The organism is Ferrimonas marina (assembly GCF_900129905.1).
GTDB classification, from domain to species: domain Bacteria; phylum Pseudomonadota; class Gammaproteobacteria; order Enterobacterales; family Shewanellaceae; genus Ferrimonas; species Ferrimonas marina.
Window position 1 is genome coordinate 213305 of record NZ_FQXG01000007.1, and the last position, 24961, is coordinate 238265.

Consider the following 24961-nt stretch of genomic DNA (forward strand, 5'->3'; position numbering starts at 1 on the left):
CAGACTATCCTCGTTGACGAATTTGGTACACCGGTGCAATACTTTCGTTCGAACAATCCTGATGTTGCGCTGCCAAACCAGTTGTGAGGCTGGGACGGAAAGCCACGGGTCTCCAACCGATGAAAAGGAGATAGCCGGGTTGCACAATTGAGAGGACCTTCCATGAAGAAGTCTATTGCCGCCCTGGCAGCCTGCGCTGCCTTCTCCGCCGCTGTCTCCGCCGAAGTGATCAACGGCCCGCTGGTTACCAAGTGGGAAACCGATAACGACACCACCATCATCAAGCACAAGAAAGGCTGGGCCCCGGTGCTCAAGCTTAAGGGCGACCGTGGTGTTGGCCTGTATATTCAGCAGGGCAATAAGCAAGCCCGCGGTATCGTGATGGAAAGTGGTGGCACCAGTAATCAAGCTAAGCTCACCATGGGCCCAAGCTATGTGGCTGCCGGTATCGCTGGTAATCCGGGATTTACCAAGGAAACTCCGGCCGCGGTATTCAAGCTCGAGGGTAAGAAGCTCGACAACGGAACCAATGGTCACGCCGTTGCCCTGGATGTGAAGCGCCAGGCCATCTACTGGCTTGATGAGAACGGCACTATCATTGCAGAATTGATCCCAACCCCAGTACCTGCGCCGTAAATATTGCCAAGCGCCCCCTTGCGGGGCGCTTTACTAACGCCGATGAAAAAACTACTCCTGCCTTTTTGCCTGGCCATCCTGGCCGCCGCCTACCTGATCCAGTACCTTCAGCTTCAGCAGCTTCGCAGCCAACTCGCGCAGCAACAGCTGGAGATCAAGACCCAACGGATGATGGTGGTGGATAAGGACACCAATCCCCGTATTGTCCTGGATGCCGAAGGCGAAGAGGTTACCCTGACCATGCTGGATCAGGCTGGCACCCCAAGGCTTCAGGCGGTGATGGATGTCAATGACAGTGGCAACCTGTTCCTGTTCGATATCGAGGGTAACCCCAGGGTCGGTTTCTTCAATGAACAAAGCGGTGAGGTGCTGCAGTATCTCGACAATGTCGAACCTTTTGTTCCGCAGTAAAACAGCGCTGTACTGCTTGATCAGCAGCACCCGGCTCCAGCTTTTTTAACGTCTGTCTTGCAGCCAATCCCAAAGCTGCTGGTTACTCGCGGAGCGCTCACCGAGACGGGCCTGCGCTGCAGAAGCCAGCTGCGAGGGATAGACCCCCGCCTCGATAAACGCCTGCACCTGCTCCATGCTATGGCTCGACACGGCCTGTCGTGCCAGGCGGTCCAGCTGGGGAGTAAACACCCCCAGATAATCCCTGTGCTGTATCCACTCCATCTGAGCCAAGGGATCAGCAAACTCGAAATTGCCATAGTCCTCACGCAACAGCTCGTTGAGCTGCGGGTCCTGCAGCCCGTAGGCGAACTCCATAAACTCGACCCCGGGCTGACTGGACTGGCGGGCATCGATGACCGAATAGAGCCCCTGCTGGCGCAGCGGATTATCCTGCGCCAGGGCGAGAACCCTATCGGTCATCAACTCCGAATCAAGCCCAAACAACTGTTCCAGCGTTTTGTCACGCAGCTGCGGTTGTAGATGATCCATCCGCTCCAGCTGGAGAAAGTCCGCTTGTAGCAGGGCATCACCAAACTGATCAAACAGGGCCTCAAGACCTCTGGGCCCGAGAGTACCAAGCAGTTCCGGCTCACTATTGAGCTGCATCAAGGCTTCCTGCGGCTGCTGCTGGATAAGGGTGACCCAGTAGGCCTGCAGCGCCTCGGCCTCTTCAGCGGAGAGCAGAATCTCTGGCAATTCAGGTGCGGTTGGTAACGGGCCGATGGCGGGTGAATGTGCCGAGCGAGAGGGGGAAACGAGTGCTGAACTGCGCTGAGGCACCGATGTATCAGTGCCGCTCTCACCAGCTGCGGAGAGCTTTGCAGCAGCGACTGGGCTGAGCTCTGCAACGCTGCTGTCTGATGGCGCAGGCCCGGTGAGAGCCCAAATACCCGCAGCCACCATTCCTAAGGTGACGGCGCCAAGTGTCCATTTGCTGAATCGGTTCATCCTGCCCCCATATTGCTTCAGCGCCATCATAGGCTTGAGTGCTTTGCCAGCTCAAGTTCGCTGTATCGTTGCTCTGACAACAGATAAGGTGGCAAAGCCGTGGCTGCGGACAACCGCGATGCTGCGACGCCTGGCGCATTCTGGTATAACTGCGCAAGACCAACCAAGAGGATGCAGCAATGGCACGTACTGTTTTTTGCCAATACCTGAACAAAGAGGCGGAAGGCCTGGATTTTCAATTGATCCCGGGCGATGTCGGCAAGCGGGTGTTCGACAACATCTCCAAGGAAGCCTTCGGTTTGTGGCAGAAAAAGCAAACCATGCTGATCAACGAACACAAGCTCAACATGATGAACCCAGAGCATCGCCAGATGCTGCAGGACAACATGGTGAAGTTCCTGTTTGAGGGTGAGGAGATCCATATCGAAGGCTACCGCCCGCCGGAGAGCTAAGCGCCGCGCTTCATCGAACAGACAAGAGGCTCCTATGGGAGCCTTTTTTGCCCCCGCCGACATCGCACCCACTTGCGATACGGTCTTAATAACGCCATTCTCGAATCAGACCTGAACAAAAATCGAGCAATGCGCCATGGGACAACTCAAATTCCTGTTGATGTACCTGTTGGTTCTGCCCCACTTCGCCGGCCTGTTGATAGGGGGCTGGGGCCTGTTTCTGGGGCCGCTGGCCATGGTGTTGCTGCTTTGCCTTGGCGAAGCGCTGGCCGGTGAGGATCATGAAGTCCCCGAGCCCGGTGCCGCCTGGCGCTGGAATGCCATGCTCTACCTGGCACTGCCACTGGTGGCGATGATCGCCCTGCTGGCACTTTGGTTGATGGCCCCAGGGGATCTGCTTGGCATAGGTGCGACCGTTCAGGGCCTGACCGGTTGGGACGCGGTCAGTGGCAAGGCCGACAACACCCTGCTGGGCCTGGTTGCGGCGATGCTGGGCAGCGGATTGTTGATAGCGGCGCTGGGTACCATCGTTGGTCATGAGCTTATTCATCGGCCCTGGGGCAGCCTGGGCCACTCTATTGGCCGCTGGCTGCTGGCCTTCAGCTGGGACAGTAACTTTGCTATCGAGCATGTCTATGGCCATCACCGCTTCCTCGGCTCCCCCCAGGATCCGGCCACCGCCCCAAGAGGGCGCAGCGTCTACAGCCATATCTGGCGCTCGACCCTGGGCGGCTATCAAAGCGCCTGGCGTATCGAGGCCAAGCGTCTGGCGACGCGGCGTCAGGCCGTGCTGAGCTGGCACAATCGTTTCCTGCGCGGGGCATTGCTTAGCCTGCTGTTGTCTACCGCCGCATTGTGGCTGGCGGGCTGGGGCGGATTTATCACCTTTACCCTGGTGGCGCTGATCGCCAAGGCCTACCTGGAGATCGTCAACTACATGGAGCACTACGGCCTGGTGCGTGATCCCCGCACCCAGGTGCAGCCTCACCATAGCTGGAACAGCAACAACGCCTTCTCAAGCTGGGCCACCTTCAACCTGACCCGTCACAGCCACCATCACGCCACCGGCGCCCTGCCCTTCTGGCGACTGCAGCCTATGCCGGATACGCCGATGATGCCGGCGGGTTACATGACCACCCTGCTGCTGACATTGGTGCCGCCGCTGTGGTACCGCATCATGGCACCACGGCTGGATCACTGGGACCAGCATTTCGCCAGCGAGCATGAGCGGCAGCTGCTGACCCAGGGCATCAACTCATAACTACCGGGTCGAATCATCGTTGTGATCCAGGTCATTTGCGTTAGTATAAACGCTCGTTTGAATTTTGGACCTGACCAGCATGTACCCGCTGTTTCGATTGCTGACCTGCACCCTGGGCGCAATGCGTGCCAACCCCCTGCACGCCGATGCTACCGGCTCGATGTCGTTTCGCTGCCGCCCCTGGGATCTAGACCTGTTTATGGAGATGAACAACGGCCGGATCCTGACCCTGTACGATCTCGGCCGCTTTGATTTCTCCATCCGCACCGGCCTGATGAAGGCGCTGAAGAAGAACCGCTGGGGATTGGTGGTGGCGGGTAGCACCGTACGCTACCGCCGTCGTATCCGGTTGTGGGACAAGGTCACCATCAAGACCCGGGTGGTGGGAATGGATGAGCGCTGGCTCTACGTCAAGCAGTCGATGTGGGTCAAAGGAGAGGCCTGCTCATCGGTGCTGCTGCGTACCGGTATCACCGAGCGAGGCCGGGTTATCGAGCCGCGCCGGGTGATCGACGCGGTGGGTCTTGAGGATTGGCAGCCCACCCCCAGCGACTGGCCTAAGGCCTGGATCGACAGCGAAGCCCTGCGGCCCTGGCCGCCCCAGGTCTAGCGGCGATGCCACTGAAAACGGCGCCCGATTGGGCGCCGTTTTGTTTCCCCTCTGTCTCGATGCACTGGCTTGTTCAAGCCCGTTACCTTGCCTCCATCTCCGCCAGGCTATTGCCGATCTGCAGCCGGATCTGACCAGGTGTCATCTTGGCCGCTGCAGGGAACAGCGGGAAGGGCTGACACAGGGTGTCCGGCGGGAACTGGCCGCAGGTGATGATGGCGTTGGTGTAGGGCAGATTCTGCAGGGTCAGCAACTGCAACAACAGCTCTGGCGCCACCAGTTCAGGGTCGGGGAAGACCGGGCCAAAGCCAGGTACCTCGGTGGCGGTGAGATCATCGGCCCGCACGTTGAACAGGTTGTAACTGGTTCCCGGCTGGTTGGCGAATCCCGCCAGCTGCTCTGGCAGCATCGGCAGGGTCACCTGGCCCATGTTCGGCGGCGTGAAGACCACCTGGAAGGCGCTGCCCTGATCGCCCTGTCGACCGATGCCGATCAGGGTATGCAGCGCAGCGTAGTCGCCCAGCTCAAACTGCAGCAGGTTGTCCTGCACCTGGATACTGCTGTACAGACCCACCGGCGGTATCGGTGTCTTGATGCTGAGGCTGGTCGTCCCGGGCGGTACCGGGCTGGCCTGCTGCAGGATAATGGGATCGAGCAGGAACTGGCTCAGCACCTGGTGTTCACCCTCCTCTTGCAGCAGTGCAAGAGTGCCGCTGCTGTTGCCGACAAACTTGCTCTCCAGCAGATAGGGCAGACTCAGGTTGAAGTAGTACCCGGCGATGGCATCCACCATGCCGTCAGAAGTCCAGTTGATGATGTTGGGCTGCTGGTCAAGGAACATATCCACCTGCTGCCCCTCCGTTAGCCCCTGGGCCGGTTGCAGCTTGTAGGCCGCCATGTTGAAAAGGCTGTCGAAGCCCTGACCCAGCAGGTAGGGATTGAACAGGTTAAGCGGATGGCTGCCATCGAGGAAGTTCACCGGCTCCACCAGCGAGAAGACAAACTCGTTGGCGTTGGGGATAAGGCTGGTGACGGTCAGCTGAGACAACATCTTGCACGGCCCGGTCTGACCGAAGTAATCGGTCAGCTGCCACAGGCCATCGTACTGGAACAGCGACTTGTGGGCCGAGGTCATCACCACCTGTTGGCTGGGTGGCTCATTGGGGTCCTCGGGTTGAAGCTCGAACAGCTGGATGATGGAGACATAGCCGCCTTCCGGCACCAAGTTCAGCGATACCACCCCGTTGGGGTCCGGAGTGGTGAGCATGGTCACCGCTCCGGTGGCATCGTGGATGGCGATGTCGATCAAGCTGATGGAGCAGAAATTGATATCAACAACGGTAAACTGACTGGCCTGCTGCACCGGCGGAGCAGGGACTTCCTCAGCCTGAAGAGGGGCTGACAAGGAGAGGGCCAGGGACAAACTCAACAACATAGGCGATTGCATACGTCCACCTCGATCTATCCAAACCGGCCAAACCATAGTCCGGTAGCCCGTCTTTGCCAGAGAGATTGGCTATATCCCCATCGCCAGCAGGCATGAAAAAACGCGGCACCGGGCCGCGTTGTTTCTGAAGCTTTGGCTCAATCGTCCGACTTGCCGAAGATCCGCAGGTTGTGGGCGCAGTAGGCCGCATTGAAGGCGGGCTGCTGGAACTTCTTCATGCCCATGTCGGCAAAGTCCGCCAGCGGCGGGTTGCGCTTGAGCTGCTCCTTGATCTGGGTATTGCTGATCAGGCTCACCGGCAGCTCACCCAGTTGGATCGCCGCTTCCATCTTGAAGCCCGGGGCACCACCGGCAAACTTGCCCTTCTGGGCACGCTGGATGATGACGATCTCATCCACCTGGTAGTCCGCCATCAGCTTGTGGAAGGCAAAGTGAAACTGGCGCATCCCCTCGACGGTTTCGTTACCGGAGCAGGCGATGGAGCGCTGCCGACAATCCGGCAGGTAGAAGCTCTCCACCTTGTAATCCAACAGACAGAGCACAGCTTCGGAGCCTTTAAGCTCCACACCACAAATTCGCATATCGGGCCTTTGTTTCAAATCGTATCTGGCGCGCATTGTAGCGGAAAACGCCAAAACTGTTGGTGCCAAAATAAAAAAGATCCGCCGAAGCGGATCTTGATGTCGTGCAGGGTTGGCGAGAGATGATGAGATGCCAATGCCCGGGCAGGCTAGGTTTGGCCGATGACAGCAAGATGACGGCAGGCTGTCATCCCGCCAACGTCGATGAACCTTATTCCCACTTTGTGAGCCGGCTCTCATCGTCGCCTGCGCTTACCAGACCCCTTTGCTCTTTACCTTCTGGGCGCTGGCCAGTTTCTGGGCCAGATCCCCTTCCTCCGCTGCCGCGGCCACGCTGCCACCTTGCAGCTGTTGGATCAGCTTGGTCTGTCGACTCAGCTGGGCACGCAATTCGCGGATCTCATCCTGCAGCGCACTTTGGCCCCACAGCACCTCATCCAGGTCCTGCTTGGCGACCCCACGCTCCTGGCGATTGCCGCTGACGCTCTCCAGCTGGGCGATCAGCTGGGCACCAAACTGGGCGCTGAGCTGGTCGATATCCAGGCTCGGTGTCTCGATCGCGGTGGAAAGCTTGGGTGCCAGCATGGCCGCCAGTGCCTCAACCTCCGCTTCACTCAATTCATTGCTGCCCTGACCAAGCTGCTGAGCCAGCTTCTGTACCAGCTCGTCGCTATCCAGACTGGGCTCAGCCGGGGTAGACAGGGCCTCGAGCAGGGAAGGGATCAGCTGCTCTGCCAGACTCGAGACGTCCAGCTTGGGCTCCGGCGAGGTGGCCATCAGCGCCTTGAGCTGCTGCCACTGGGGCTCACTCAGGCCCTGGCTCGGCGCCTCAACGCCATTGGCCGCCAACAGATGCAGCATAGCCTGGGGCTGAACCTGCTCGCCCTGGAAGGCTTGGGCTAGCTGGCCGGGCAGGCTTTCAGAGATCTGACGCAGGTAAAGACCAGCCTGGTAGATCTCCTTGTGAAAGCGCCCCTGGGCCGACTTGTAGCTGTCGGCCTCGGTGTGCTGCTTGCGCAGGGATTGCTGCCAGGCCTTAAGGGTGGCCACCGTGTGCTGGTCGGCCCCGCTTTGCTCCGGCTCCAGATGGAAACTGCAGCTGACTTTCATGACCGCTCCTTACGCCGCCTCTGCGTGGTAGCAGCAGATCTCCCGGGCCAGTGCAGACTGGGCCTGGGTCACCAGCTGAACCTTGTCGCCCAGGGCCGGGTAGGCTTCCTTGATCGCCTCGACGATCAGCGGTGCGCCGCCCCCCACCAGGTAGATGCGATTGGGGTTGCGGGCAAAGATCTTGGCCTCGTAGGCCACCGCCGCACCCAGCTCGGCGATCTTCTCCTCGATCTTCTGCAGTACCCACTCGATCTTGGACTCATCGTTAACCACCTCGGCCACGAAATCCCTGTCCTTGCGACGCTTGATCAGCTCATTGGCCACCAGGTAGCTGGCATCGCTGTCTGCGGCGGCCAGCGCCTTGCGGGCGGCGTTGGTGACCATGCAGACACCGATGTCGGCGTTGCCGTAGACCGCGGAGACCTCATCGAACTCGCCAACCACCACGCCCATATCCAGCGTGGTGCCACCGAGATCGATCACCAACGACTTGGTGAACTCGCTGCAACCGGAATCCACCAGGGTGGTCAACACCGCCGGCAGGCTCTCTGGCATCACTTCCACGTCGACGATCTGGAACAGCGAGCCCTTGTTGAGGCTGATCTCGCGCATCAGGTTGGCCTTCTTGCGGGCAATATTGGCCTCGTTGCGCTGACAATCGTCGGCGTTGTAGTACTCGGTGATCGGCAGGGTCACCACGATGGAGACCGGACCCGGCTCGATGCCGGTCTGCAGCAGGGCATGGTGCACCGCCAGCAGGTTCAAATCGTCGTACTGGTACTCCACATGGGTGGTGGAGAGGGCCTTGTCGGAGGTGGCGTCGTAGGTGTACTTGGTGGTGCCGATGGCATAGTTAAACACCCGCTTGTCGGACAGCAGGGCAGCACTCTTCCAATCCTTGCGGAAGGAGTTGGCGGAGATCAGGCTCTTGATCTCACCGTTATCAATCCAGCTGATCTTGACGTTGGTGGAGCCATCATCGATGGCGAACTTCAGTTTTGCGGTGGTCATAGTGGCTTCCAAGGCTTCGCGGACAGCGTCCAGCATGCAACCTGGAAACGCTCCGACAACAAAGGGTCATATCTTAAATCTGGCCTATTAAATCAGGGATTCCGGCACGATTTCTATGCCAATTGTTTGACCCGTTTTTTGCCAAATCCTTGGCGCATTTTTGCCCTTTGATCACACTTTTCCCGCCCGTCAGCCGGCTCGACAGAACCGGTCCCCTGGGTTAGGTTCGAGAGATGGAAGCAGCGTGATGGAGGCGGGATGGCCACCCTACCGCAGGAGCTCAAAACCTTGCTGGCCTGGGCCAGTCCGGCCCGCAGTGGCGACCGCCTGGCGGGGCTGGCTGCCCCCACGGCAGAGATGCGCATTCGCGCCCAGATGGCGCTGGCCGAGGTCCCGTTAAGCCGCTTTCTCAACGAAGCGCTGGTGCCCTACGAACAAGATGAGATCACCCGGCTGATCCTTGACAGCCACAACCCTGATGCCTTTGCCCCGGTGGCGCACCTGACCCTGGGGGATTTTCGCAACTGGCTGCTCAGCGAGCAGGCCAGCCCCGAGGCCCTGGCAGCCCTGGCTGATGGCCTCACCCCGGAGATGGTCGCCGCGGTGAGCAAGCTGATGCGCAACCAGGATCTGATCCTGGTGGCACAGAAGTGCCAGGTGGTGACCGCCTTTCGCAACACCCTGGGACTGCCGGGCCATTTTGCTACCCGATTGCAGCCCAACCACCCCACCGATGATGCCAGCGGCATCGCCGCCAGCATCCTCGATGGCCTGCTGTATGGCAATGGCGACGCGGTGATCGGCATCAACCCCGCCACCGACAACCTAAACCAGGCCTGTGACCTGCTGAAGATGCTGGACGAGGTGATCCAGCGCTACCGGATCCCAACCCAATCCTGCGTGCTGACCCATGTCACCAACACCCTGGCAGCGATCGAGCACGGCGCCCCGGTGGATCTGGTATTCCAGTCCATCGGTGGCACCGAGGCCACCAACCAGAGTTTTGGCGTCAGCCTGTCACTGCTGGAGGAGGCACAACAAGCGGCGCTCTCACTGCAGCGTGGCAGCGTCGGCAATAACCTGATGTACTTTGAGACCGGCCAGGGCAGCGCCCTGTCAGCCAATGCACACCATGGGGTTGACCAACAGACCTGTGAAGCCCGGGCCTATGCCGTGGCCCGCCGCTTTGAGCCGCTGCTGGTTAACACCGTGGTCGGTTTTATCGGCCCGGAGTACCTGTTCGATGGCAAGGAGATCACCCGAGCGGGGCTGGAGGATCACTTCTGCGGCAAGTTGCTGGGGCTGCCGATGGGGGTGGATGTCTGCTACACCAATCACGCCGAGGCAGATCAGAACGACATGGACAACCTGCTGACCCTGCTGGGCGTGGCGGGCTGCAACTTCGTGATGGGGATCCCCGGCGGCGATGACATCATGCTCAACTACCAGACCACCTCCTTCCATGACGCCCTCTACCTGCGCCAGGTGCTGGGTAAACAGCCCGCCCCGGAGTTTGCCCAGTGGCTCTCCAGCATGGCGATCACCGGGGCTGATGGCCGCTTGAATCCGGCGGTGCCACCGGCATTCCAGACTCCACTTCAAGCGGTTACCGGGGAGACGGCCAGTGACTAAACCACAAACTAAGCCAGGAACTGAGCCTACTTCCTTGGGCCAGCCAGATCCCTGGCATGGCCTGCGCCGCTATACCGACGCCCGGGTAGGACAGGGTCGTGCCGGAGTAAGCCAGACCACCAGGGAATGGCTGGCGTTCCAGCTGGATCATGCCCGCGCCCGGGATGCCATCTGGCAGGCGGTGGACTTTGCCCCACTACAGCAACGCATCGAGGCCCTGGTTGACGGCCCCGGCTGCTGCCAGCTGTCCAGTGCCTGCGCCGACCGGGCCAGCTACCTGCAACGGCCAGACCTTGGCCGACAGTTAAGCTCAGCCTCTGGCCAGCAACTGGAACAGCTGGCCAAACAGCACAAGGATGCGACCGAGTCCCCCTTCGACTTGGCTATCGTGGTGGCCGACGGCCTCTCCGCCAAGGCGATCGAGTGTAACGCCTGGCCGATGCTGCAACATCTGCTAAGCCAGCTGCAGGCGGATGCGCAATCATGGCATCTGGCCCCCATCAGCCTGGTGCAGCAGGGGCGGGTCGCAGTCGGTGATGAGATTGGTCAGCGCCTGCAGGCCGATGCGGTGCTGCTATTGGTGGGGGAGCGTCCGGGCCTCTCCAGCCCCGACAGCCTGGGGCTCTATCTAACCTGGCACCCCAGGGTCGGCTGTACCGATGAGCGACGCAACTGCATCTCCAATGTCCGCCCGCAGGGGCTGGATTACCGCCAGGCGGCACTACGGGCGCTCTACCTGCTCAGTGAGGCCCGGCGACGTAGACTCAGTGGGGTAGAGCTGAAGGAGCAAGCGGAGCAGGCTGCCCCGCAAGCCCTGGGCAGCAACTTCCTACTGGCCGGCAAGACAAAATCTTAGCGGTTTTCGTAACCGGTCATCTCGATAAAGCCGATCCCCGCGCGGCTGCCGCTGAGGCGGACCGGCCCCTCCCAGTAGGGGAACGCCAGCTGGTTGCGCTGATCCTCCGACAGGGTCTCCACCGTCATCTGCCAATCCCTATCTGGCAGGCCAAGCTCAAAGGCCACCGGGAAGCGGCCGCTATCGAGACTCGACCAGCGCGTTGCCCGCCACTGGATCTGCTCTGGCTTAAGCGCTTGCAGGCTGCCATCCGGGGCAATCAGCGAGCCTTCGCAGTGTCGCAGCTTCGGATCCTGCCCCTCGGAGGGGCGCATACAGAACAGCATCAAGGCATCACCGCCATCCAGGTGGGCACTGAGCCAATCCCAGCCCTGGTAGCGCTTATCCAGGAACTGCGAGGACCATTCCCGGTCGAGCCAGCCCTCGCCACTGACCTCGAACCAGCCATCAGGGCCCTTAAGGTGACCCGAGACCTTGAGCATCGGATAGCTGTAGTAGAAGGAGGCCAGGTTACCGTCAGCACTTTTTTGCGAATAGCCATCCTTGCCATGGCGTACCTGGGGCGAGTCCCCCAGTACCAGCGCCATGCGAAAATCGTCCTCACCCGCCACCAGGTTCAGCGGCAGAAAGGGCGCCTCTCGGCTTTGCAGTTGCCAGTCATCGATCCAGGCTGAGAAGGGCTGGGCCAGAACGCCGGCCTGCTGCTCGGCACCCACGCCTCCCCTGCCCCAGCGCTCCCAAGCCCGGTGCTCTCCCACTTGCTGCGGGGGCGACCAGGCCAGGTGGCCCATGTACCACTGGCCCTGCCACCAGGGGTTGTCGGCGGTGTCCTGTTCGCCGCGGAAGCGGAACAGGGTCCATTGCACGCCATGATCCCGCCCCTGCCTGTCCTTGAGATTGGCGGTGAGGTACCACCATTCGATGCCGTAATCGTTATGGGCACCATGGTCCTGGGGGAAGCTCAGGGTCCGCCCCGGTTCTACCTTGGCCCCCAGGCTCTTACCCAGGCTGCTCTCCAGTGCCGTGTCCTCCTGGCTCTGCTGACAGCCCGCCAGCAGGGTCAGGGCCAGCAGGATAGTCACCCGGTAGATGATCCATTGCCGGATATTGATGCTGTCGCTCATGCTTCCTCCCGGCTCAGTTCCCACGCCAGCGAGCGTCGGGTTTGCCACCAGATCGGCCCCACCGCTACCAGCAGCAGGATCAGACAGGCGCTCAACAGGCCGCTGCCCCAATCGCCGCTACCCAGGTGCACCGGCATGCTCCAACCAAAGGCCAGCGGATTAACCTTGTGGATCAACTGCCAGCCAAGCAGCAGCCCCACCGCCACCGAGACCCCGGCGACCAGGCCCATCTGCACCACCAACTGGGCCATTCTTGCCCGCAGGATCTGGCCGCGCACCATCCCCAATGCGGACACCACCGCCTGCTGACGGACCCAGCCCTGCTGCTGCGCTGCCAGTGAGGCAAACCAGGACACCATGGCCACCGACAGGGTCAGCCAGGCCAGTGCATCGGTGATATCAAAGGTACGACGGAACAGGCCGTTGGCTTGCTCCCGCAGGGTACGCTGAGCCACCAGACCCGCCTGGGGCAGCTCGTAGCGCTGCTGCAGGGTCAGCAGCATATTGGAGAGATCGACGCCGGGCGCCAGGATCAGCGAATAGCCATCCGGCGGTGCCTGGCCAAAGCGACGGGCCATCACCGGGATCGGCAGGGTCACCTCGCTATGGGGATTGCCGTAGTCGAAGTAAACCCCCATTACCCGGCACGACATGGCGCGATTGCCACTGTTGAGCTGGAGCTCATCCCCCAGCACCAGGTTGCGTCGCATCGCCATCGGCTCATTGATCAGGCAGCCCCTGCCGTTTTGCAGCGCCGGCCACCAGTTAGCATCCACCTCGGAGAAGGTCATAAAGGCCCAGGGCTGCGGTTGATCGTTGTAGCCAACGATGCGCACCGGGGTCTCCCCCACCTGGCCCTGGCGCTGGCTGCGCGCCTGCAACTTGCTCACCTCCGGCATCGCGGCCAACTCCGGCTTGATCCGCTCCAGGGTGGCCTGATCGGCATAGAGATAGATGTCGGCGTGCAGGCGACTCTCCAGGAACTGACCCAGCGCCTGCTCGAACGAGCCCACCAGGATGCGGGTGGCGATGGCGGAAGAGAGCGCCAGGGTGATGGCGATCATCGGGATCACCAGGCGGCGGCTGGCGCTGGAGAGATCCCACATCCCCCAGGCCCACTCTACCGGCAGCCGTGGCGCAAGCCGCGCCACCTGACGGCTGCCCCACTGCAGCACCGGTGGCAACAGCAGGATCGACAGCAACACGGTCAGCGCCACCAGTGCCAGCGCCTGGTTCTGGTTGCTGGCTGCCAGCTGCAGCGCCATTACCAGCGCCGCCAAGGCCAGGATGAGGCCGGTCAGGGTGCGACGGCGCATCCCCGGGCGCAGCAGCCACAGGATCATCAGCGCCAGCGCGGCAAACAGGATGGCGAAGCAGAACAGGGCATGGCCCCAGTTCCAGCTCAGGCTCAGCGGCTGCTGCATGTTGTAGAGGGCCACCAGGGTATCGGACACCCCGGGGCTTAAGAAACGGGCCAAGCGGATACCGATCAGGCTGCCTACCAGGCCCGCCAGGGCCGACCACAACGCCAGCTCCACCATCAGGGCGGTGAGCCATTGGCGCCGGGTAAAGCCCAGTTGATGCAGGACATTGAGACTTTGGCTGCGGTGCTGAACCAGCCGCTCCAGAGCGTGGAAGGCCAGCAGCAGCCCCACCAGGAAGCTGAGGCTGGATAGAGCGGTCAGGTTGAGGCTAAACGCCTCCAGCAGGTTGGAGTCCCCCGCTTCGGCCATGGGCCGCAGCACCAGGTCATCCCCCAGGCGGGCCTCGACCCAGCGCTGCTGTGCCTCGGTCAGCGGCGGCAGCTCCAGGTAGCTGAGCCAGGGGCCGGAACCGGTGACCCGCGCCGCCTGCCCGATATCCATGATTAGCCAGGGGCCGACGTCGGCACGCAGGGTCAACGGCGGCAACTGGACGCCCTGCTCGCTGGTCAGGCGTTGTTCATCCAGCCAGCCCAGGCGCTCGGCCTGGCGCTGATCGACGATGGTCTGCCAACCGCGTTGACCAGACAGGTAGCCCGGCGGCAACTCCACCCCGCGCACCCGCACTACCTGGCCATCCTCCAGCCGGATCATCCTTTGACTTACTGGCCGGGCCTGGATCCCTGCCCGGCGCAGCTCAAGGAACAGGTCGCGGTGGATGCGCTGGCCCGCCAGTAGCGAATGCAGACGCCAGGGGTAGTGGGTATCCAGGCCCTGCTCGGCAGTGGTGAAGCTGGCCTTGGCGGCACGATTGAGCGCCTCGACCCCGGACAGCAATGCCCCGGCGAGCACCAATCCCAGCGCCAGCCACAGGTAGAGCCAGCGATGACGGCGCAGATCACCCAGGCTCAGTGCCAGGAAATCCCTGGCCATGGTGCCTTTAACCACGCTGACCCTCCCGCGCGGACTGGCGCCAGTGCAGGCTCTGCTGATGCAGCTCCAGCTGGCTGGGGAACTGGGCCGCCAGCTCCTGGCTGTGGGTCACCATCAGCAAGGTGGCGTTTTGTGCCTGGGCCAGGGAGCGCAGCTGATGCACCACCTCACGGCTGTTGGCTTCATCCAGGTTGCCGGTGGGCTCGTCCGCCAGGATCAGGGTGGGTTCGTGGATCAGGGCCCGGCATACCGCAACCCGCTGCTGCTCACCGCCGGACAGCTTATCCGGCAGACGATCCAACAGGTGATCCAGCCCCAGCGCCGAGACCAGGCGGGTGAACCGGGGGGCCCGGTCGTGGCCATAGCGCAGCCGATGCGGCAACAGGATGTTGTGACGAACGGTAAGGGCGGGCAGCAGTTGGAAGCCCTGGAAGACAATGCCGAGCTCGCGACGGTAGCGCGCCAGCTGGTCTGGCCCCATCCGGGCCAGTTGGTGACTGCCCACCTGGATCTGGCCGGATTGCACCGGCTCCAGGCCAGCGAGCAGGTTCATCAAGGTGGTTTTGCCACTGCCGCTGTCGCCCAGCAGGGCGCAGTGCTGTCCCTGTTGCACCTCCAGGTCGAGGTGGTCGAAGATAACCCGTTGCTTATCGCCATCCTGGCGGGTGAAGCGTAGGGATTGGATTCGGATCATGGCCCCTCCTGCAGATCCTCTGTAACCCCAGTGTACGCAGCAAATTTCCGCCAGATAAAGCGCTTGTCAGCTTGAACCGAAGATATTTACTTGCACCTCCGAGTGTTACGTAATCACCCCGGTAACGGATTGGTGACCGCCAATAAAAATGGTGGGACAGAAAACAAAAAAACGCCGGCACGGGGCCGGCGTTGTTTGGTTAGCGTGAGCTGTTTATTTCGCTGCCTGCTCACTCAGCCCCAGGGCTGCATCGATCAGGTGGAACACCAGGTTCTGCTCCAGGGTACCCCGGGCCAACTGAGCTCCGGGTCCAGTGGCGTAGAGCACCACATCCTCACCGCCGTGGGTTTCCGAATTGAGCGGCGTGATGGCGCGCTGACGGTAATCCTTCTGCACCACCTGCTCGGCGGTCAGGGTGGCGGTGGGGTAGCGAGCACCCGGCCCGTTGGCGTACGCCAGGGTGGTGTAGGGCTGGCCATCGCTGTCCAGGGTGGGGATAAACTCGCCGTTGGCATCAGTACGACCCGCCAGCCCGAGGATATTGTTACCCGCGGCGGAGTAGCCGGCGAAGGTCATGGTGTGGGAGTGGTCTGCGGTTACCAGCACCAGGGTGTCATCGCCCACGGCGCCGAGGGTGGCCGCTACCGCTTCGTCCAGCTCAATCACCTCGTGCAGGGCTCGATGCGCCTGGCCGGCGTGGTGGCCATGGTCGATGCGACCGGACTCCACTACCAGCAGGAAGCCCTCATCCCCCTGTGCCTTGAGCAGCTCAATCGCCTTCAGGGTCATCGCCTTGAGGCTCGGCTGCAGCGAGCTGTGGGTTTCAGAGTCCTGGCGATCCACCCGGTACTCGTTGTGGGAGGGGGCAAACAGCCCCAGCACCTGAACCCCGGCTTCCACCGGCAGATCTTCCAACTCCGCCTTGGTGTGGATGTAGAGTGACTGGGCGTGGCGCTGCTGCCACTCCTGGGTCAGGTTACGACCGTCCTTACGTTTACCACCGGCGCCCGGGTAGATGGGATCCGCCTGGTCCTCTGGCAGGAACTGGGCTCGGCCACCGCCGAAGGCCACGTCCAGGCCACGGCCATAGTCGAAGCTGATCAGCTGGCTGGCGATATCGACGCAGCCCACCTGCTTGCCCCAGTTGGTCAGGTCAGCGTCACTCTCGTAGTTGCGATCCGGCGACCAGGCAAAGGTGGCAGCCGGCGTAGCATGGGTGATGCGGGTGTTGGTAACCACACCGGTACCCAGCCCCGCCTCGGCCGCCAGCATCATCGCGCTCATCAGCCGGTGCTCACGGAACTCAGCGCAATTACGACGATTGACGTTCTCGTCCACCCCCAGCAGCCCGGCGCGGGTCTTCACCCCGGTCATCATGGCGGTCATGGTGCCGGCGGAATCTGGCGTCTGGGCATCGGTGTTGTAGGTCTTCACCATGGCAGTGAAGGGGAAGGCATCGAAGCTGAGCTGATGATCTTCACCGGGACGGCCCTGCAGCTGACCGGCCAGGATCCGGGCCGCCGCCACAGTGGTGGCACTCATGCCGTCGCCGACGAACAGCACCACGTTGCGGGGGCGCTCGGTCAGCGGGGTCAGCTCCATCATGGATTTCAACTGGGATTGTCCCTGGGTAAACCAACCGCTTTGCAGCGGGCTGGGTTGCCCATCCAGGCCCAACTGACCGACGGAACCGTAGCGGTGTACCGGCTCAGGCTCCGCTGCGATTGCCGGCTCAGGGGCCGCAGCCTGCGGGGCCTCAATCTCGGTTTCCGGCTTGGAGCAGGCCGCTAACAACGTGGTGGCCAGGATCACGGCCAAAGGGTGCATTCTTGTCATTATTGTTTCCTTGCCAAGTCGCGGGAATTGCTGGGTTATACCCTAAATTGATGACAAACCTGTGGCGATACTAAGGGCAATGTTCTGCCCCTTTCAAGCCGGGGCTGCCAGAGGGTTAACCGGGTTACAAAAAAGCCCTGCATGGATGCAGGGCTTCTTGATTAAAACGGGCCGAGGCCGATCATCTGGCCGACTAGCACCGCCACCAGGGCCACCGCACTCCACAACAGGAACAGCGGCAGGAAGAAGCGGGCCCAGCTGCTGTAGGAGATCTTGGCCAGGGCCAGTACCGCCAGCAGACCGCCATTGGTGGGGTAGATGTAGTTGGAGATGCCGTCCCCCAGCTGGGAGGCCAGCGCCGCCACCTGACGGGTCACCCCACCCATGTCCGCCAGCGGCACAATGATCGGCATGGTGATCACCGCCTGACCGGAGCCGGAGGGGATAAACAGGTTGATGATCGCCTGGGACAGGTACATCGCCGCCGCGGAGACCAGCTCGTTACCCCCTACCAGGAACTGAGACAGGCCATGGATGATGGTGTCGACCACCATGGCGTCTTCCATGATGGTCATGATGGCACGGGCAAACAGGATGATCAGCGCTGCCACCAGCACGTCGCTGCAGCCACGGGTCCAGTAGTCACAGATACGGTTGAGGCTCAGCCCCCCCACCAGACCGGAGATAAAGGCGGCGGCGAAGAAGCAGCCGGACATCTCGGTGAAGCCGAAATCCATGGTCAGGGTGCCAAAGATCATAAAGCCCATGATCGCCACGAACACCAGGCCGGCGGCCTTCTCACGGGGAGTCAGCGGCGCCACCTGGTCAGCCACCTTCTCCACCGAGGTGATCACCGCCAGGGAGGGGTCCCGCTTGACCTTCTCGGCGTAGCGCAGCACATAGATCATCCCGGTCACCAGCATAAAGGCGCCGATGATGGCGCGGTACCACATACCGGAGTAGAGCGGCAGCTCGGCGATGTTGTGGGCGATACCGGTGAAGAAGGGGTTGGCCAGTGCCGCGGCAAAGCCGGCACAGGAGGCCAGCAGCACGATGCCCAGGGCGGTCATGGCGTCGTAGCCCAGCTTGATGCAGATCGGGATCATCAGGGTAATGAAGATCACGTCCAGCTCGCGCATGCCGGTGAAGGTGACATTGAGATAGATGGCGATCATCACCACCGGGGCGATCACCTTAAGGCCATGGCCCTGGGTGCGTTCGGTCAGGCCATAGACGGCAGCATCCAGTACCCCCATGTACTTAAGCACCCCAAAGGCACCGCCAACGAAGAGCACCAGACCGATGATACCGGCCGCCTGGACAAAGCCCTTGTAGAAGGCATTGAAGAAGTCGGTGATGCCGGCGGGGTTGCTCTCCACCAAACGGAAACTGGCGGGGTCCACCAGGGTGCGGCCATCCACCACCACCCGGTCAAACTCGCCGGCGGGGATCAGGTAGGTGGCTATCAGGGCCACCACCACCATGATGATCAGGGAAAGAAAGGGGTGATTGACCTCTTGGGCCTGGGCTGCGCCCTTGGCCTGAGTGACCTCAGCAGATTGCATAGCTCTCCCATCAATTACAGGGGATTGGCCAGAAAAAGCGGCTATCCCGTGAGCAAAAAAGCGCGCATTCTGCCAGTTTGTTCAGGCTTCGCACAGCCCACCCCGAAGCCAAGTTAAAAAGCTGCGATCCGGATCCCAGCGGTCGGTCGGCCCGGTCCCGCAGGGATCACGCTTATGGCCACCACAGAGCGCGATCCCAGCAGGGTCTACACTTGGCTGTGTTTTGCCTTGGTCGAGGAGTCTTCATGTTGCGCCTCATCCCCCTGCTGCTGTTTTGCCCCTGGCTGATGGCGGCGCAGTCCTCTTTGCAGCAACTGGCGGAAGGGCTGGAGCCGGAGCAGCCGGTGACCCTGTTCGTTGCCGCTACCATCCACACCCTGGACCCGCTCCGTCCCCAGGCCAAGGCGGTGGCGGTGCACCAGGGTCGTATCCTGGCGGTGGGTGATGAGGAGGTGGTCAGCGAGTTGCTCAAGGACTACCAGGTGCGGGTGGATCGCCGTTTTGAAGAGAAGGTGTTGGTGCCTGGCCTGATCGAGCCCCACCTGCACCCACTGCTCAGCGCCCTGACCCTGACCTCGGAGATCATCGCCATCGAGCCCTGGCAGCTGCCCAGTGGCACCGTGCCTGCTGCCAAGGACCAGGCGGCGTTTCGTCAGCGCCTGAGCAAGGCGGATGAAGCCCTGGCTCCGGCAGACCAGCTGCTACTGGTTTGGGGCTATCACCACTATTTCCATGGTCCGCTGGACAAGGGGGTTCTGGATGGCATCAACGCCAAGCGGCCCATCGTGGTCTGGCATCGCAGTGCCCATGAGTTCTACCTCAACTCCGCCGCCCTGCAGCAGTTCGGCATCGATGCCGGCTTTGTTGAGCAGCTCGATAGCGAGGCCCGGGCCCAGGTTAGCCTGGAGCAGGGCCATTTCTATGAGCAGGGGATGTTTGCCCTGCTGCCCAAGCTGGCGCCGGCCATCGCCACTCCGGAGCGGCTGGAGCAGGGCCTGCGCCTAACCCGCGACTACCTGCACCAGGCCGGGGTGACCCTGGCCGCTGAACCCGGCGGAATACAATCCAAGCCCCTGCAGGATGCCCAGAATGCGGTGCTGGGAGAGAGCGATACCCCGTTTCGCTTTTTCTATATCCCCGACGGCAAGAGCCTGGCCCAGCAGCACCTGGATGGGGATCTTATCGGTGAAACCGAGAAGCTGCTCAGTTGGGGGGCCGGCAACACCCAGTTCCTGCCCAAGCAGGTCAAGCTGTTCGCCGACGGGGCCATCTTCAGTCAGCTGATGCAGGTGCAGGAGCCCTACCTCGATGGCCACCAGGGTGAATGGATCATGCCCCCTAGCCTATTCTCCCAAGCTTTTAAGGCCTACTGGGATGCTGGCTACCAGATCCATATCCACCAGAATGGCGACGCCGCACTGGCGATGATCCTGCAGGTGCTCAAGGAGAACCAGCAGCGAACCCCGCGCCAGGACCACCGCACCACCCTGGTTCACTTCGGCATGGCGGACCAGGCCCAGGTCCAGGAGTTGAAGCTGCTGGGTGCCATCGTCTCCGCCAACCCCTACTACCCGGTGGCACTGGCGGATCGCTACGGTGAGATCGGTCTGGGCCCGGCTCGAGCCGATCAGATGGTACGGCTGGGGGACGTCTCCCGGGCCGGGATCCCGTTATCACTGCACTCGGACATGCCGATGGCCCCGGCGCAGCCGCTCTACCTGATGTGGGCCGCGGTGAATCGTCAAACCAGCTCAGGTCGGGTGGCCGGGCCCGAGCAGCGGCTGCGGGCACCGGATGCGCTCAAGGCGGTTACCCTGGGTGCGGCCTACGCCCTGCGAATGGAGCAGGAGGTGGGCAGCATCGAAGTGGGTAAGCGCGCCGATTTTACCGTACTGGACAGTGACCCACTGACGGTGCCAGCGGAGGCGATCAACACCATCAAGGTCTGGGGTACGGTGCTGGCGGGTCGGGTTCAGCCGGTCGCACCCGACTCCCAGGCCGAGCCACCGAAGGCAGAACCTGGGCCCGGCGCTAGCGAAGGGGAGTTTGGCGCCACACCAGCAGCGACCCAGGATGAGCCGCTAGCCCAAGCCGTACTGGCCCACTGGCAAAAACTGCTGCAGCACCAGCACTGACGCTGGTGCCAGAGATGTGGTTGTCAGCCCCTAGCCCGGAGGGTCGCCATGATCCGCAGTGCCGTGCTCCGTAACACCCTGCTTGTTCTCTACCAGCTGTGGCTACTGCCGCTCTGTGTCGCCAACCCGGTTGCACAGCTCTGGGCCCCCGACGGGGTGAGCGCCGATCAGTTCGGTTATGCGGTCGCCATCGACGGCGAAACCGCCCTGGTGGGGGCAAACCAGCACGATGAGCCCAGCCGGGACGGCGGTGCCGCCTACGTGTTTGAACGCCTGCAGGGCAGCTGGGTGTTTATCGCCAAACTGACCCTGCCGGAGGCGGGTCTGGATGACCGACTGGGCCACGCCGTGGCCCTGGCGGGGGACAACGCCCTGGTCAGTGCCAGCCAGGGCAGCGAGCCGGGCAGCGTCCATCACTTTCGTCGCAGCGGCGGCAACTGGCTGTACCAGGGCCAGCTGCAAGGGGAGGACACACGCCCCAATGATGGCTTTGGTGTCGCCCTGGCGCTGGATGGCAGCCTGGCTGCGGTGGGGGCAAGCAAGGTGAGGCACCAAGGTCAGAACAGCGGTGCCGTGTACCTGTTCCGACTCGAGGATGAGCAGTTCCAGCCCGTCGCTCGCCTCACCCAGAGCCAGGGTCAGGACCAGGATCTCTTCGGCATCGCCGTGGCGCTTTCCGGAGATCGGGTGCTGATCGGTGCCAGCGGTGAGGACAGCCAGGGAACCGACAGTGGTGCCGCTTACCTGTTTGATAGCGAGGATGGCCAACAATGGCAGCAACGGGCCCGTTTGCTGGCCGAGGACGCTGCCCGCTATGACCGCTTTGGCAACGCTGTGAGCCTGGATCATCAGCACCTGCTTATCGCCGCCAGTCAGGCAGATCTTGGCCCTGCCCTAGACGCGGGCGCCGCCTACCTCTACCACCAGAGAGATGAGCAGTGGCAGCTGCGACACAAGCTGCAGGCGGCTGATCCTGTTGGGGGTGAATACTTTGCCAGTGCAGTGGCTATCCACTGTGGCCAGGCGCTGTTGGGGGCCATCGGTAACCACCTTAACGGCCAGCAGTCAGGTGCCGCCTACCTGATTGACCTGGACCAGCCGGAGAGCGCAGCAATCAGGCTGCAGGCACCACAGGGGCAATGGGACGATCGCTTTGGTTTCTCGGTGGCGCTGAGTCAGAACCAGGCCCTGGTCGGTGCCCCCGGGGACGATGACCTGGGCAGCAACGCCGGCAGTGCTCTGCTGCTGGCGTTGGAGCCGCAAGGCTGCCCAGGGGAGTAGGAAGCGCGTCAGAGCTTCAGGTGTGTATCCAGGAACTCGACCATGGCCTCCATCGCCGCCAGCCGATGGGGTTCAGCCCAGAGTGAATGATTGGCGTCCTCCAACTCCAGGTATTGCACCGGTTTGCCGGCCTTCTTCAACGCGCTGGCCATCTTGCGGCTGTGGGCAACCGGTACCACCTTGTCGTCGGTGCCATGGATCAGCAGCAGCGGTGCTGAGACCTTGTCAGCCTGGTGATAGGGCGAGTTGGCGCGGTTGTTGGCCTTGTCGGTGCCCAGCTGCTTGCGCACCACCTCTTTGTGGGTAAAGAAGCGGGCGGTGGAGAGCAGCAACTCAATATCACTGACACCGGCAAAACTGGCGGCACAGCGGAAGGTCTCCGCGTGCTTGACCGTGGCCATCATCGCCGCATAGCCCCCATAACTGCCTCCGACGATGCAGATCCGTTTGGGATCGGCCCAGCCCTGTTCAACCAGGAAGTGCGCCGCATCCTGCAGGTCATCCTGCATCGCCCCACCCCAGCCCTGGATAGCCGCCTGAGAAAAGGCAAAACCGCGCCCGCTGGAGCCACGGAAGTTGGGCTGCAATACCAGGTAACCCCGGTTGGCCAGCAAGGCCGACCAGTAGTCATACTCCATACCGTCCTGTCCGGCCGGGCCGCCATGGGGCAGGATGATGGCCGGCAGCTTTTGCTCTTCGCTGCTGCCCACCGGCCGGGTTAGTACCGCATCCAGTTTGGTGCCATCCCGGCTGGTGTAGTTGAGCCACTGCTTACCGCCATAGCTGCGCTCATCCACCTCGGGATAGCGGCTGCCCAGGTAGTCCAGGGTCTGGGCCTGGCGATCGCCCAGCAGATAGTCACCGGCGGAGGTAGGGGAGCGGGAGAACAGCACGTAGGACTGCATATCCCGGCTGACGCTGATGATGCGGTTGTTGCGATCCGGCAGCGCCTGCTGCAGTGCACGCTGCAGCGCCAGGTGCTCCTTGTCCCAGTAATCCACCCCTGTTTCACCGAGACCATGGCGTACCCCCACCACCTCGCCGGACCGCGGCGAGTAGACCAGGCCGCCATCGATGTCGTACTTGTCATCACTGAAGACCAACTCAAGTTCCGGCTGTGGCTGGGTCAGATCCGCCTTGAACAGGGCGTAGCGGCCCTGGTGATCAGCCCGGATATAAAGCAGGTTTGGATCCTTATCAAAGCCCAGCATCTGGATATCAGGGGCCTCGAACAGCTGGTACTCCCAGAGGATGCGAAACTCCTCTCCATCGGTGTCATAAAGGCGATAAAACACCCGGGTCTCATCCTGACCGATGCCCAAGCGCACCCGCCCCTGGCGGTCGGCGATCCAGTGCTGAATATCCTGTTTGGCCCGTCGTACCCGCTTCAACCGACCGCTCTTAAGACTGAGTCGATAGACAGTAGGCAGGTTGTTGATCTCCAAATCGATGGCCACCATCACGTGGTCGGGGTCATCCGGCAACAGGCTGACCAGGCGGTCGGTGAACTGGGGCGAGCGCCCCTTGAGCTGTGAAAGCTTGATCGCCAGCTTGGGCTTGCTGTCCTTGCCCAGGGTGAATTTCTGCAGCTGGTTAACCGAGTACTTGATCCCGGCCTGTATCTCGGTGCGGCCAACACTGAGCAGCAGGGTGTCGTCATTAGCCCAGTGAAACCAGTTGAGGGTCACCTCCAGGTTGTCGGCCTTGACCAGGTACTGCCACTGGGCCTCGTTGCGATCCAGCACCGCCAGCACTTCGTGGCCCTGGACACCCCTGAGCACGGCCAGGTAACGGCCATTGGGAGACAACTTTACCCCGCTAAAGTCCGGCAGGGCGGCAAAGGCCTTGACCGGGAGCGGCTCACTTTGCAGCGGTGGCATCCATAGCACCAGCGCGGCCAATATAGCAGAAACGAATAGTCGCATAGCCTCTCTCTCCTTGAGAAACAATCACTTACAGACATATTCATTCCATGTCCATCAGCCTGATGCAACCGCAAATGAGTGTAGCTGGCAATAAAAAGCCGAAGCGGATGCTTCGGCTTTTATAGCGCAGGACGGCAGGTGTTATTCACCTCGTCGGTGCAGGGTTACCAGCAGCTGGGCCTCGGCCCGGGGCAGCTCGCATTCGCGCATGATCTCGTCGACGTCCGCCCCCAGCTCCACCATCTTCATGGCACGGTTATAGAGCCGCGCCTCCGGATCGGTCTGGGCCACTTCGTCCTGGCGCGCCTTAAGCAGGTCCAGGTGCTGCTCAATCTCCTTGACCCGGCGCCCGACCCCGAGGGCACCGGTGCGGATCTCCGCCAGCTCACGCTGCAGGCTGTCGCTATTGCTCTGGGCATTGCGCTGAACCAGCTTGAGGGCTTCGCATTGACGCTCCAGCTGCGCCATCCGCAGGCGCGCCTGGCGCAGCTGCCACAGGCACACCAACAGGAACAGCAGGGCCAATGCCGCCACCGCGGCGGGGATCCAAAGCATCACAGGGCGGCGATCTCCATCCACTCTTCGTCGCTGAGCAGCTTCTCAAGGTCAACCAGGATCAGCAGCTTGTCATCCCGGTGGCAAACCCCCTGGATAAACTTGGCGCTCTCTTCGTTGCCCACATTCGGAGCGGTATCGATCTCGGAGCTGTTGAGGTAAACCACCTCGGCCACGCTGTCCACCAGGATACCAACCACCTGGTCCTCCGCCTCGATGATCACCACCCGGGTCTGCTCCGTCACCGGGGCTTCTGCCAGGCCGAAGCGGGCGCGGGTATCGATCACCGTGACCACGTTACCACGCAGGTTGATGATCCCCAGCACGTAGCTCGGTGCCCCGGGTACCGGTGCGATGTCGCTGTAGCGCAGCACCTCGCGTACCTGCATCACGTTGATGCCGTAGGTCTCCTGCTCCAGCTGGAAGGTCACCCACTGCAGCACTTGGTCTTGCTTGTCGCCGGTTTCAGCATTGAGCGCTTGTTGCATGCTCATC

General features: G+C 62.0%; 22 protein-coding genes and 1 riboswitch. Of the genes, 9 read left to right on the top strand and 13 right to left on the bottom strand.

Annotation, left to right across the window (positions count from 1 at the left end):
- The first annotated feature begins 61 nt into the window (after positions 1–61).
- Positions 62–147, top strand: a riboswitch (cyclic di-GMP riboswitch).
- Positions 148–162: 15 nt separating this feature from the next.
- Both BUC04_RS17375 and BUC04_RS17380 read left to right on the top strand, forming a co-directional pair.
- Positions 163–636: a hypothetical protein gene (locus tag BUC04_RS17375; RefSeq protein WP_067660809.1), complete on the top strand. Its 474-nt coding sequence runs from the start codon at positions 163–165 to the stop codon at positions 634–636.
- A gap of 42 nt (positions 637–678) precedes the next feature.
- On the top strand, positions 679–1047 hold the full coding sequence (locus BUC04_RS17380) for a hypothetical protein (RefSeq protein WP_067660806.1): 369 nt from the start codon (positions 679–681) through the stop codon (positions 1045–1047).
- Between the two features lie 45 nt (positions 1048–1092).
- Here BUC04_RS17380 and BUC04_RS17385 read toward each other — a convergent pair whose 3' ends face one another.
- Positions 1093–2067 (bottom strand): hypothetical protein, encoded by a 975-nt coding sequence (locus tag BUC04_RS17385; RefSeq protein ID WP_143165780.1) that lies wholly within the window; start codon positions 2065–2067, stop codon positions 1093–1095.
- A 149-nt stretch (positions 2068–2216) separates the two neighbouring features.
- On the opposite strand from BUC04_RS17385, the gene BUC04_RS17390 reads away from it, so the two are divergent.
- The 3 genes from BUC04_RS17390 (at position 2217) to BUC04_RS17400 (ending at position 4360) form a co-directional block, all read left to right on the top strand.
- A complete protein-coding gene (locus tag BUC04_RS17390) occupies positions 2217–2489 on the top strand; it encodes an oxidative damage protection protein (RefSeq protein ID WP_067660800.1) in 273 nt (90 codons plus the stop codon).
- A 136-nt stretch (positions 2490–2625) separates the two neighbouring features.
- A complete protein-coding gene (locus BUC04_RS17395; protein ID WP_067660797.1) occupies positions 2626–3750 on the top strand; it encodes an alkane 1-monooxygenase in 1125 nt (374 codons plus the stop codon).
- Between the two features lie 79 nt (positions 3751–3829).
- Complete coding sequence (locus BUC04_RS17400) at positions 3830–4360, top strand: acyl-CoA thioesterase (RefSeq protein WP_067660913.1); 531 nt, start codon at positions 3830–3832, stop codon at positions 4358–4360.
- A gap of 82 nt (positions 4361–4442) precedes the next feature.
- Here the strand turns inward: BUC04_RS17400 and BUC04_RS17405 are convergent, their stop codons facing one another.
- The 4 genes from BUC04_RS17405 to parM all read right to left on the bottom strand — a co-directional run bounded on the left by BUC04_RS17405 (position 4443) and on the right by parM (position 8509).
- A complete protein-coding gene (locus BUC04_RS17405; protein ID WP_143165781.1) occupies positions 4443–5795 on the bottom strand; it encodes a hypothetical protein in 1353 nt (450 codons plus the stop codon).
- 149 nt (positions 5796–5944) lie between these two features.
- The gene (locus tag BUC04_RS17410; RefSeq protein ID WP_067660791.1) at positions 5945–6388 is read right to left on the bottom strand and encodes a DUF3010 family protein; all 444 of its coding nucleotides are present in this window, start codon (positions 6386–6388) and stop codon (positions 5945–5947) included.
- 252 nt (positions 6389–6640) lie between these two features.
- Positions 6641–7498 (bottom strand): hypothetical protein, encoded by an 858-nt coding sequence (locus BUC04_RS17415; RefSeq protein WP_067660788.1) that lies wholly within the window; start codon positions 7496–7498, stop codon positions 6641–6643.
- 9 nt (positions 7499–7507) lie between these two features.
- Positions 7508–8509: a plasmid segregation protein ParM domain-containing protein gene (gene parM / locus BUC04_RS17420; protein ID WP_067660785.1), complete on the bottom strand. Its 1002-nt coding sequence runs from the start codon at positions 8507–8509 to the stop codon at positions 7508–7510.
- Between the two features lie 258 nt (positions 8510–8767).
- On the opposite strand from parM, the gene BUC04_RS17425 reads away from it, so the two are divergent.
- Entirely contained in the window at positions 8768–10141 is a 1374-nt protein-coding gene (locus BUC04_RS17425; protein WP_067660784.1) for an ethanolamine ammonia-lyase subunit EutB, read from the top strand.
- Positions 10134–10997: an ethanolamine ammonia-lyase subunit EutC gene (eutC, locus tag BUC04_RS17430; RefSeq protein WP_200804705.1), complete on the top strand. Its 864-nt coding sequence runs from the start codon at positions 10134–10136 to the stop codon at positions 10995–10997. Before BUC04_RS17425 ends, eutC begins: the two co-directional genes overlap by 8 nt.
- On the opposite strand, the gene BUC04_RS17435 is transcribed toward eutC, so the two are convergent.
- The 5 genes from BUC04_RS17435 to BUC04_RS17455 form a co-directional block, all read right to left on the bottom strand.
- Positions 10994–12121 (bottom strand): lipocalin-like domain-containing protein, encoded by a 1128-nt coding sequence (locus BUC04_RS17435; RefSeq protein ID WP_067660778.1) that lies wholly within the window; start codon positions 12119–12121, stop codon positions 10994–10996. The genes eutC and BUC04_RS17435 overlap by 4 nt on opposite strands.
- A complete protein-coding gene (locus BUC04_RS17440; RefSeq protein WP_067660775.1) occupies positions 12118–14490 on the bottom strand; it encodes an FtsX-like permease family protein in 2373 nt (790 codons plus the stop codon). Before BUC04_RS17440 ends, BUC04_RS17435 begins: the two co-directional genes overlap by 4 nt.
- Positions 14483–15169, bottom strand: a complete 687-nt coding sequence (locus tag BUC04_RS17445; protein WP_073326034.1) for an ABC transporter ATP-binding protein — start codon at positions 15167–15169, stop codon at positions 14483–14485. Before BUC04_RS17445 ends, BUC04_RS17440 begins: the two co-directional genes overlap by 8 nt.
- A 213-nt stretch (positions 15170–15382) precedes the next feature.
- Positions 15383–17005: an alkaline phosphatase gene (locus BUC04_RS17450; protein ID WP_082766688.1), complete on the bottom strand. Its 1623-nt coding sequence runs from the start codon at positions 17003–17005 to the stop codon at positions 15383–15385.
- Positions 17006–17166: 161 nt separating this feature from the next.
- A complete protein-coding gene (locus BUC04_RS17455; RefSeq protein WP_067660769.1) occupies positions 17167–18570 on the bottom strand; it encodes a YfcC family protein in 1404 nt (467 codons plus the stop codon).
- 245 nt (positions 18571–18815) lie between these two features.
- On the opposite strand from BUC04_RS17455, the gene BUC04_RS17460 reads away from it, so the two are divergent.
- On the top strand, positions 18816–20705 hold the full coding sequence (locus BUC04_RS17460) for an amidohydrolase (RefSeq protein ID WP_067660766.1): 1890 nt from the start codon (positions 18816–18818) through the stop codon (positions 20703–20705).
- A 48-nt stretch (positions 20706–20753) separates the two neighbouring features.
- Positions 20754–21986, top strand: a complete 1233-nt coding sequence (locus tag BUC04_RS17465; RefSeq protein WP_067660763.1) for a hypothetical protein — start codon at positions 20754–20756, stop codon at positions 21984–21986.
- An 8-nt stretch (positions 21987–21994) separates the two neighbouring features.
- On the opposite strand, the gene BUC04_RS17470 is transcribed toward BUC04_RS17465, so the two are convergent.
- From BUC04_RS17470 to BUC04_RS17480, 3 genes are all read right to left on the bottom strand, one after another.
- Positions 21995–23911 (bottom strand): alpha/beta hydrolase family protein, encoded by a 1917-nt coding sequence (locus BUC04_RS17470; RefSeq protein WP_082766687.1) that lies wholly within the window; start codon positions 23909–23911, stop codon positions 21995–21997.
- A gap of 141 nt (positions 23912–24052) precedes the next feature.
- Positions 24053–24466 carry a DUF2802 domain-containing protein gene (locus tag BUC04_RS17475; RefSeq protein ID WP_067660756.1) on the bottom strand — a complete coding sequence of 138 codons (414 nt, stop codon included), beginning with the start codon at positions 24464–24466 and terminating at the stop codon, positions 24053–24055.
- Entirely contained in the window at positions 24466–24960 is a 495-nt protein-coding gene (locus BUC04_RS17480) for a chemotaxis protein CheW (protein WP_067660752.1), read from the bottom strand. The genes BUC04_RS17475 and BUC04_RS17480 overlap by 1 nt, the downstream gene beginning before the upstream one ends.
- Position 24961 lies beyond the last annotated feature (1 nt).

Excerpts from the sequence above, each read along its gene's own strand:
- BUC04_RS17445 (WP_073326034.1), bottom strand. The coding sequence starts at position 15,169 with ATGATCCGAATCCAATCCCTACGCTTCACCCGCCAGGATGGCGATAAG.
- BUC04_RS17415 (WP_067660788.1), bottom strand. The coding sequence starts at position 7,498 with ATGAAAGTCAGCTGCAGTTTCCATCTGGAGCCGGAGCAAAGCGGGGCC.
- BUC04_RS17390 (WP_067660800.1), top strand. The coding sequence starts at position 2,217 with ATGGCACGTACTGTTTTTTGCCAATACCTGAACAAAGAGGCGGAAGGC.
- BUC04_RS17410 (WP_067660791.1), bottom strand. The coding sequence starts at position 6,388 with ATGCGAATTTGTGGTGTGGAGCTTAAAGGCTCCGAAGCTGTGCTCTGT.
- BUC04_RS17375 (WP_067660809.1), top strand. The coding sequence starts at position 163 with ATGAAGAAGTCTATTGCCGCCCTGGCAGCCTGCGCTGCCTTCTCCGCC.
- BUC04_RS17425 (WP_067660784.1), top strand. The coding sequence starts at position 8,768 with ATGGCCACCCTACCGCAGGAGCTCAAAACCTTGCTGGCCTGGGCCAGT.
- BUC04_RS17470 (WP_082766687.1), bottom strand. The coding sequence starts at position 23,911 with ATGCGACTATTCGTTTCTGCTATATTGGCCGCGCTGGTGCTATGGATG.
- BUC04_RS17405 (WP_143165781.1), bottom strand. The coding sequence starts at position 5,795 with ATGTTGTTGAGTTTGTCCCTGGCCCTCTCCTTGTCAGCCCCTCTTCAG.
- BUC04_RS17450 (WP_082766688.1), bottom strand. The coding sequence starts at position 17,005 with ATGACAAGAATGCACCCTTTGGCCGTGATCCTGGCCACCACGTTGTTA.
- BUC04_RS17455 (WP_067660769.1), bottom strand. The coding sequence starts at position 18,570 with ATGCAATCTGCTGAGGTCACTCAGGCCAAGGGCGCAGCCCAGGCCCAA.
- BUC04_RS17385 (WP_143165780.1), bottom strand. The coding sequence starts at position 2,067 with ATGATGGCGCTGAAGCAATATGGGGGCAGGATGAACCGATTCAGCAAA.
- BUC04_RS17395 (WP_067660797.1), top strand. The coding sequence starts at position 2,626 with ATGGGACAACTCAAATTCCTGTTGATGTACCTGTTGGTTCTGCCCCAC.
- parM (WP_067660785.1), bottom strand. The coding sequence starts at position 8,509 with ATGACCACCGCAAAACTGAAGTTCGCCATCGATGATGGCTCCACCAAC.
- BUC04_RS17380 (WP_067660806.1), top strand. The coding sequence starts at position 679 with ATGAAAAAACTACTCCTGCCTTTTTGCCTGGCCATCCTGGCCGCCGCC.
- BUC04_RS17460 (WP_067660766.1), top strand. The coding sequence starts at position 18,816 with ATGTTGCGCCTCATCCCCCTGCTGCTGTTTTGCCCCTGGCTGATGGCG.
- BUC04_RS17465 (WP_067660763.1), top strand. The coding sequence starts at position 20,754 with ATGATCCGCAGTGCCGTGCTCCGTAACACCCTGCTTGTTCTCTACCAG.
- BUC04_RS17480 (WP_067660752.1), bottom strand. The coding sequence starts at position 24,960 with ATGAGCATGCAACAAGCGCTCAATGCTGAAACCGGCGACAAGCAAGAC.
- BUC04_RS17435 (WP_067660778.1), bottom strand. The coding sequence starts at position 12,121 with ATGAGCGACAGCATCAATATCCGGCAATGGATCATCTACCGGGTGACT.
- BUC04_RS17400 (WP_067660913.1), top strand. The coding sequence starts at position 3,830 with ATGTACCCGCTGTTTCGATTGCTGACCTGCACCCTGGGCGCAATGCGT.
- BUC04_RS17475 (WP_067660756.1), bottom strand. The coding sequence starts at position 24,466 with ATGCTTTGGATCCCCGCCGCGGTGGCGGCATTGGCCCTGCTGTTCCTG.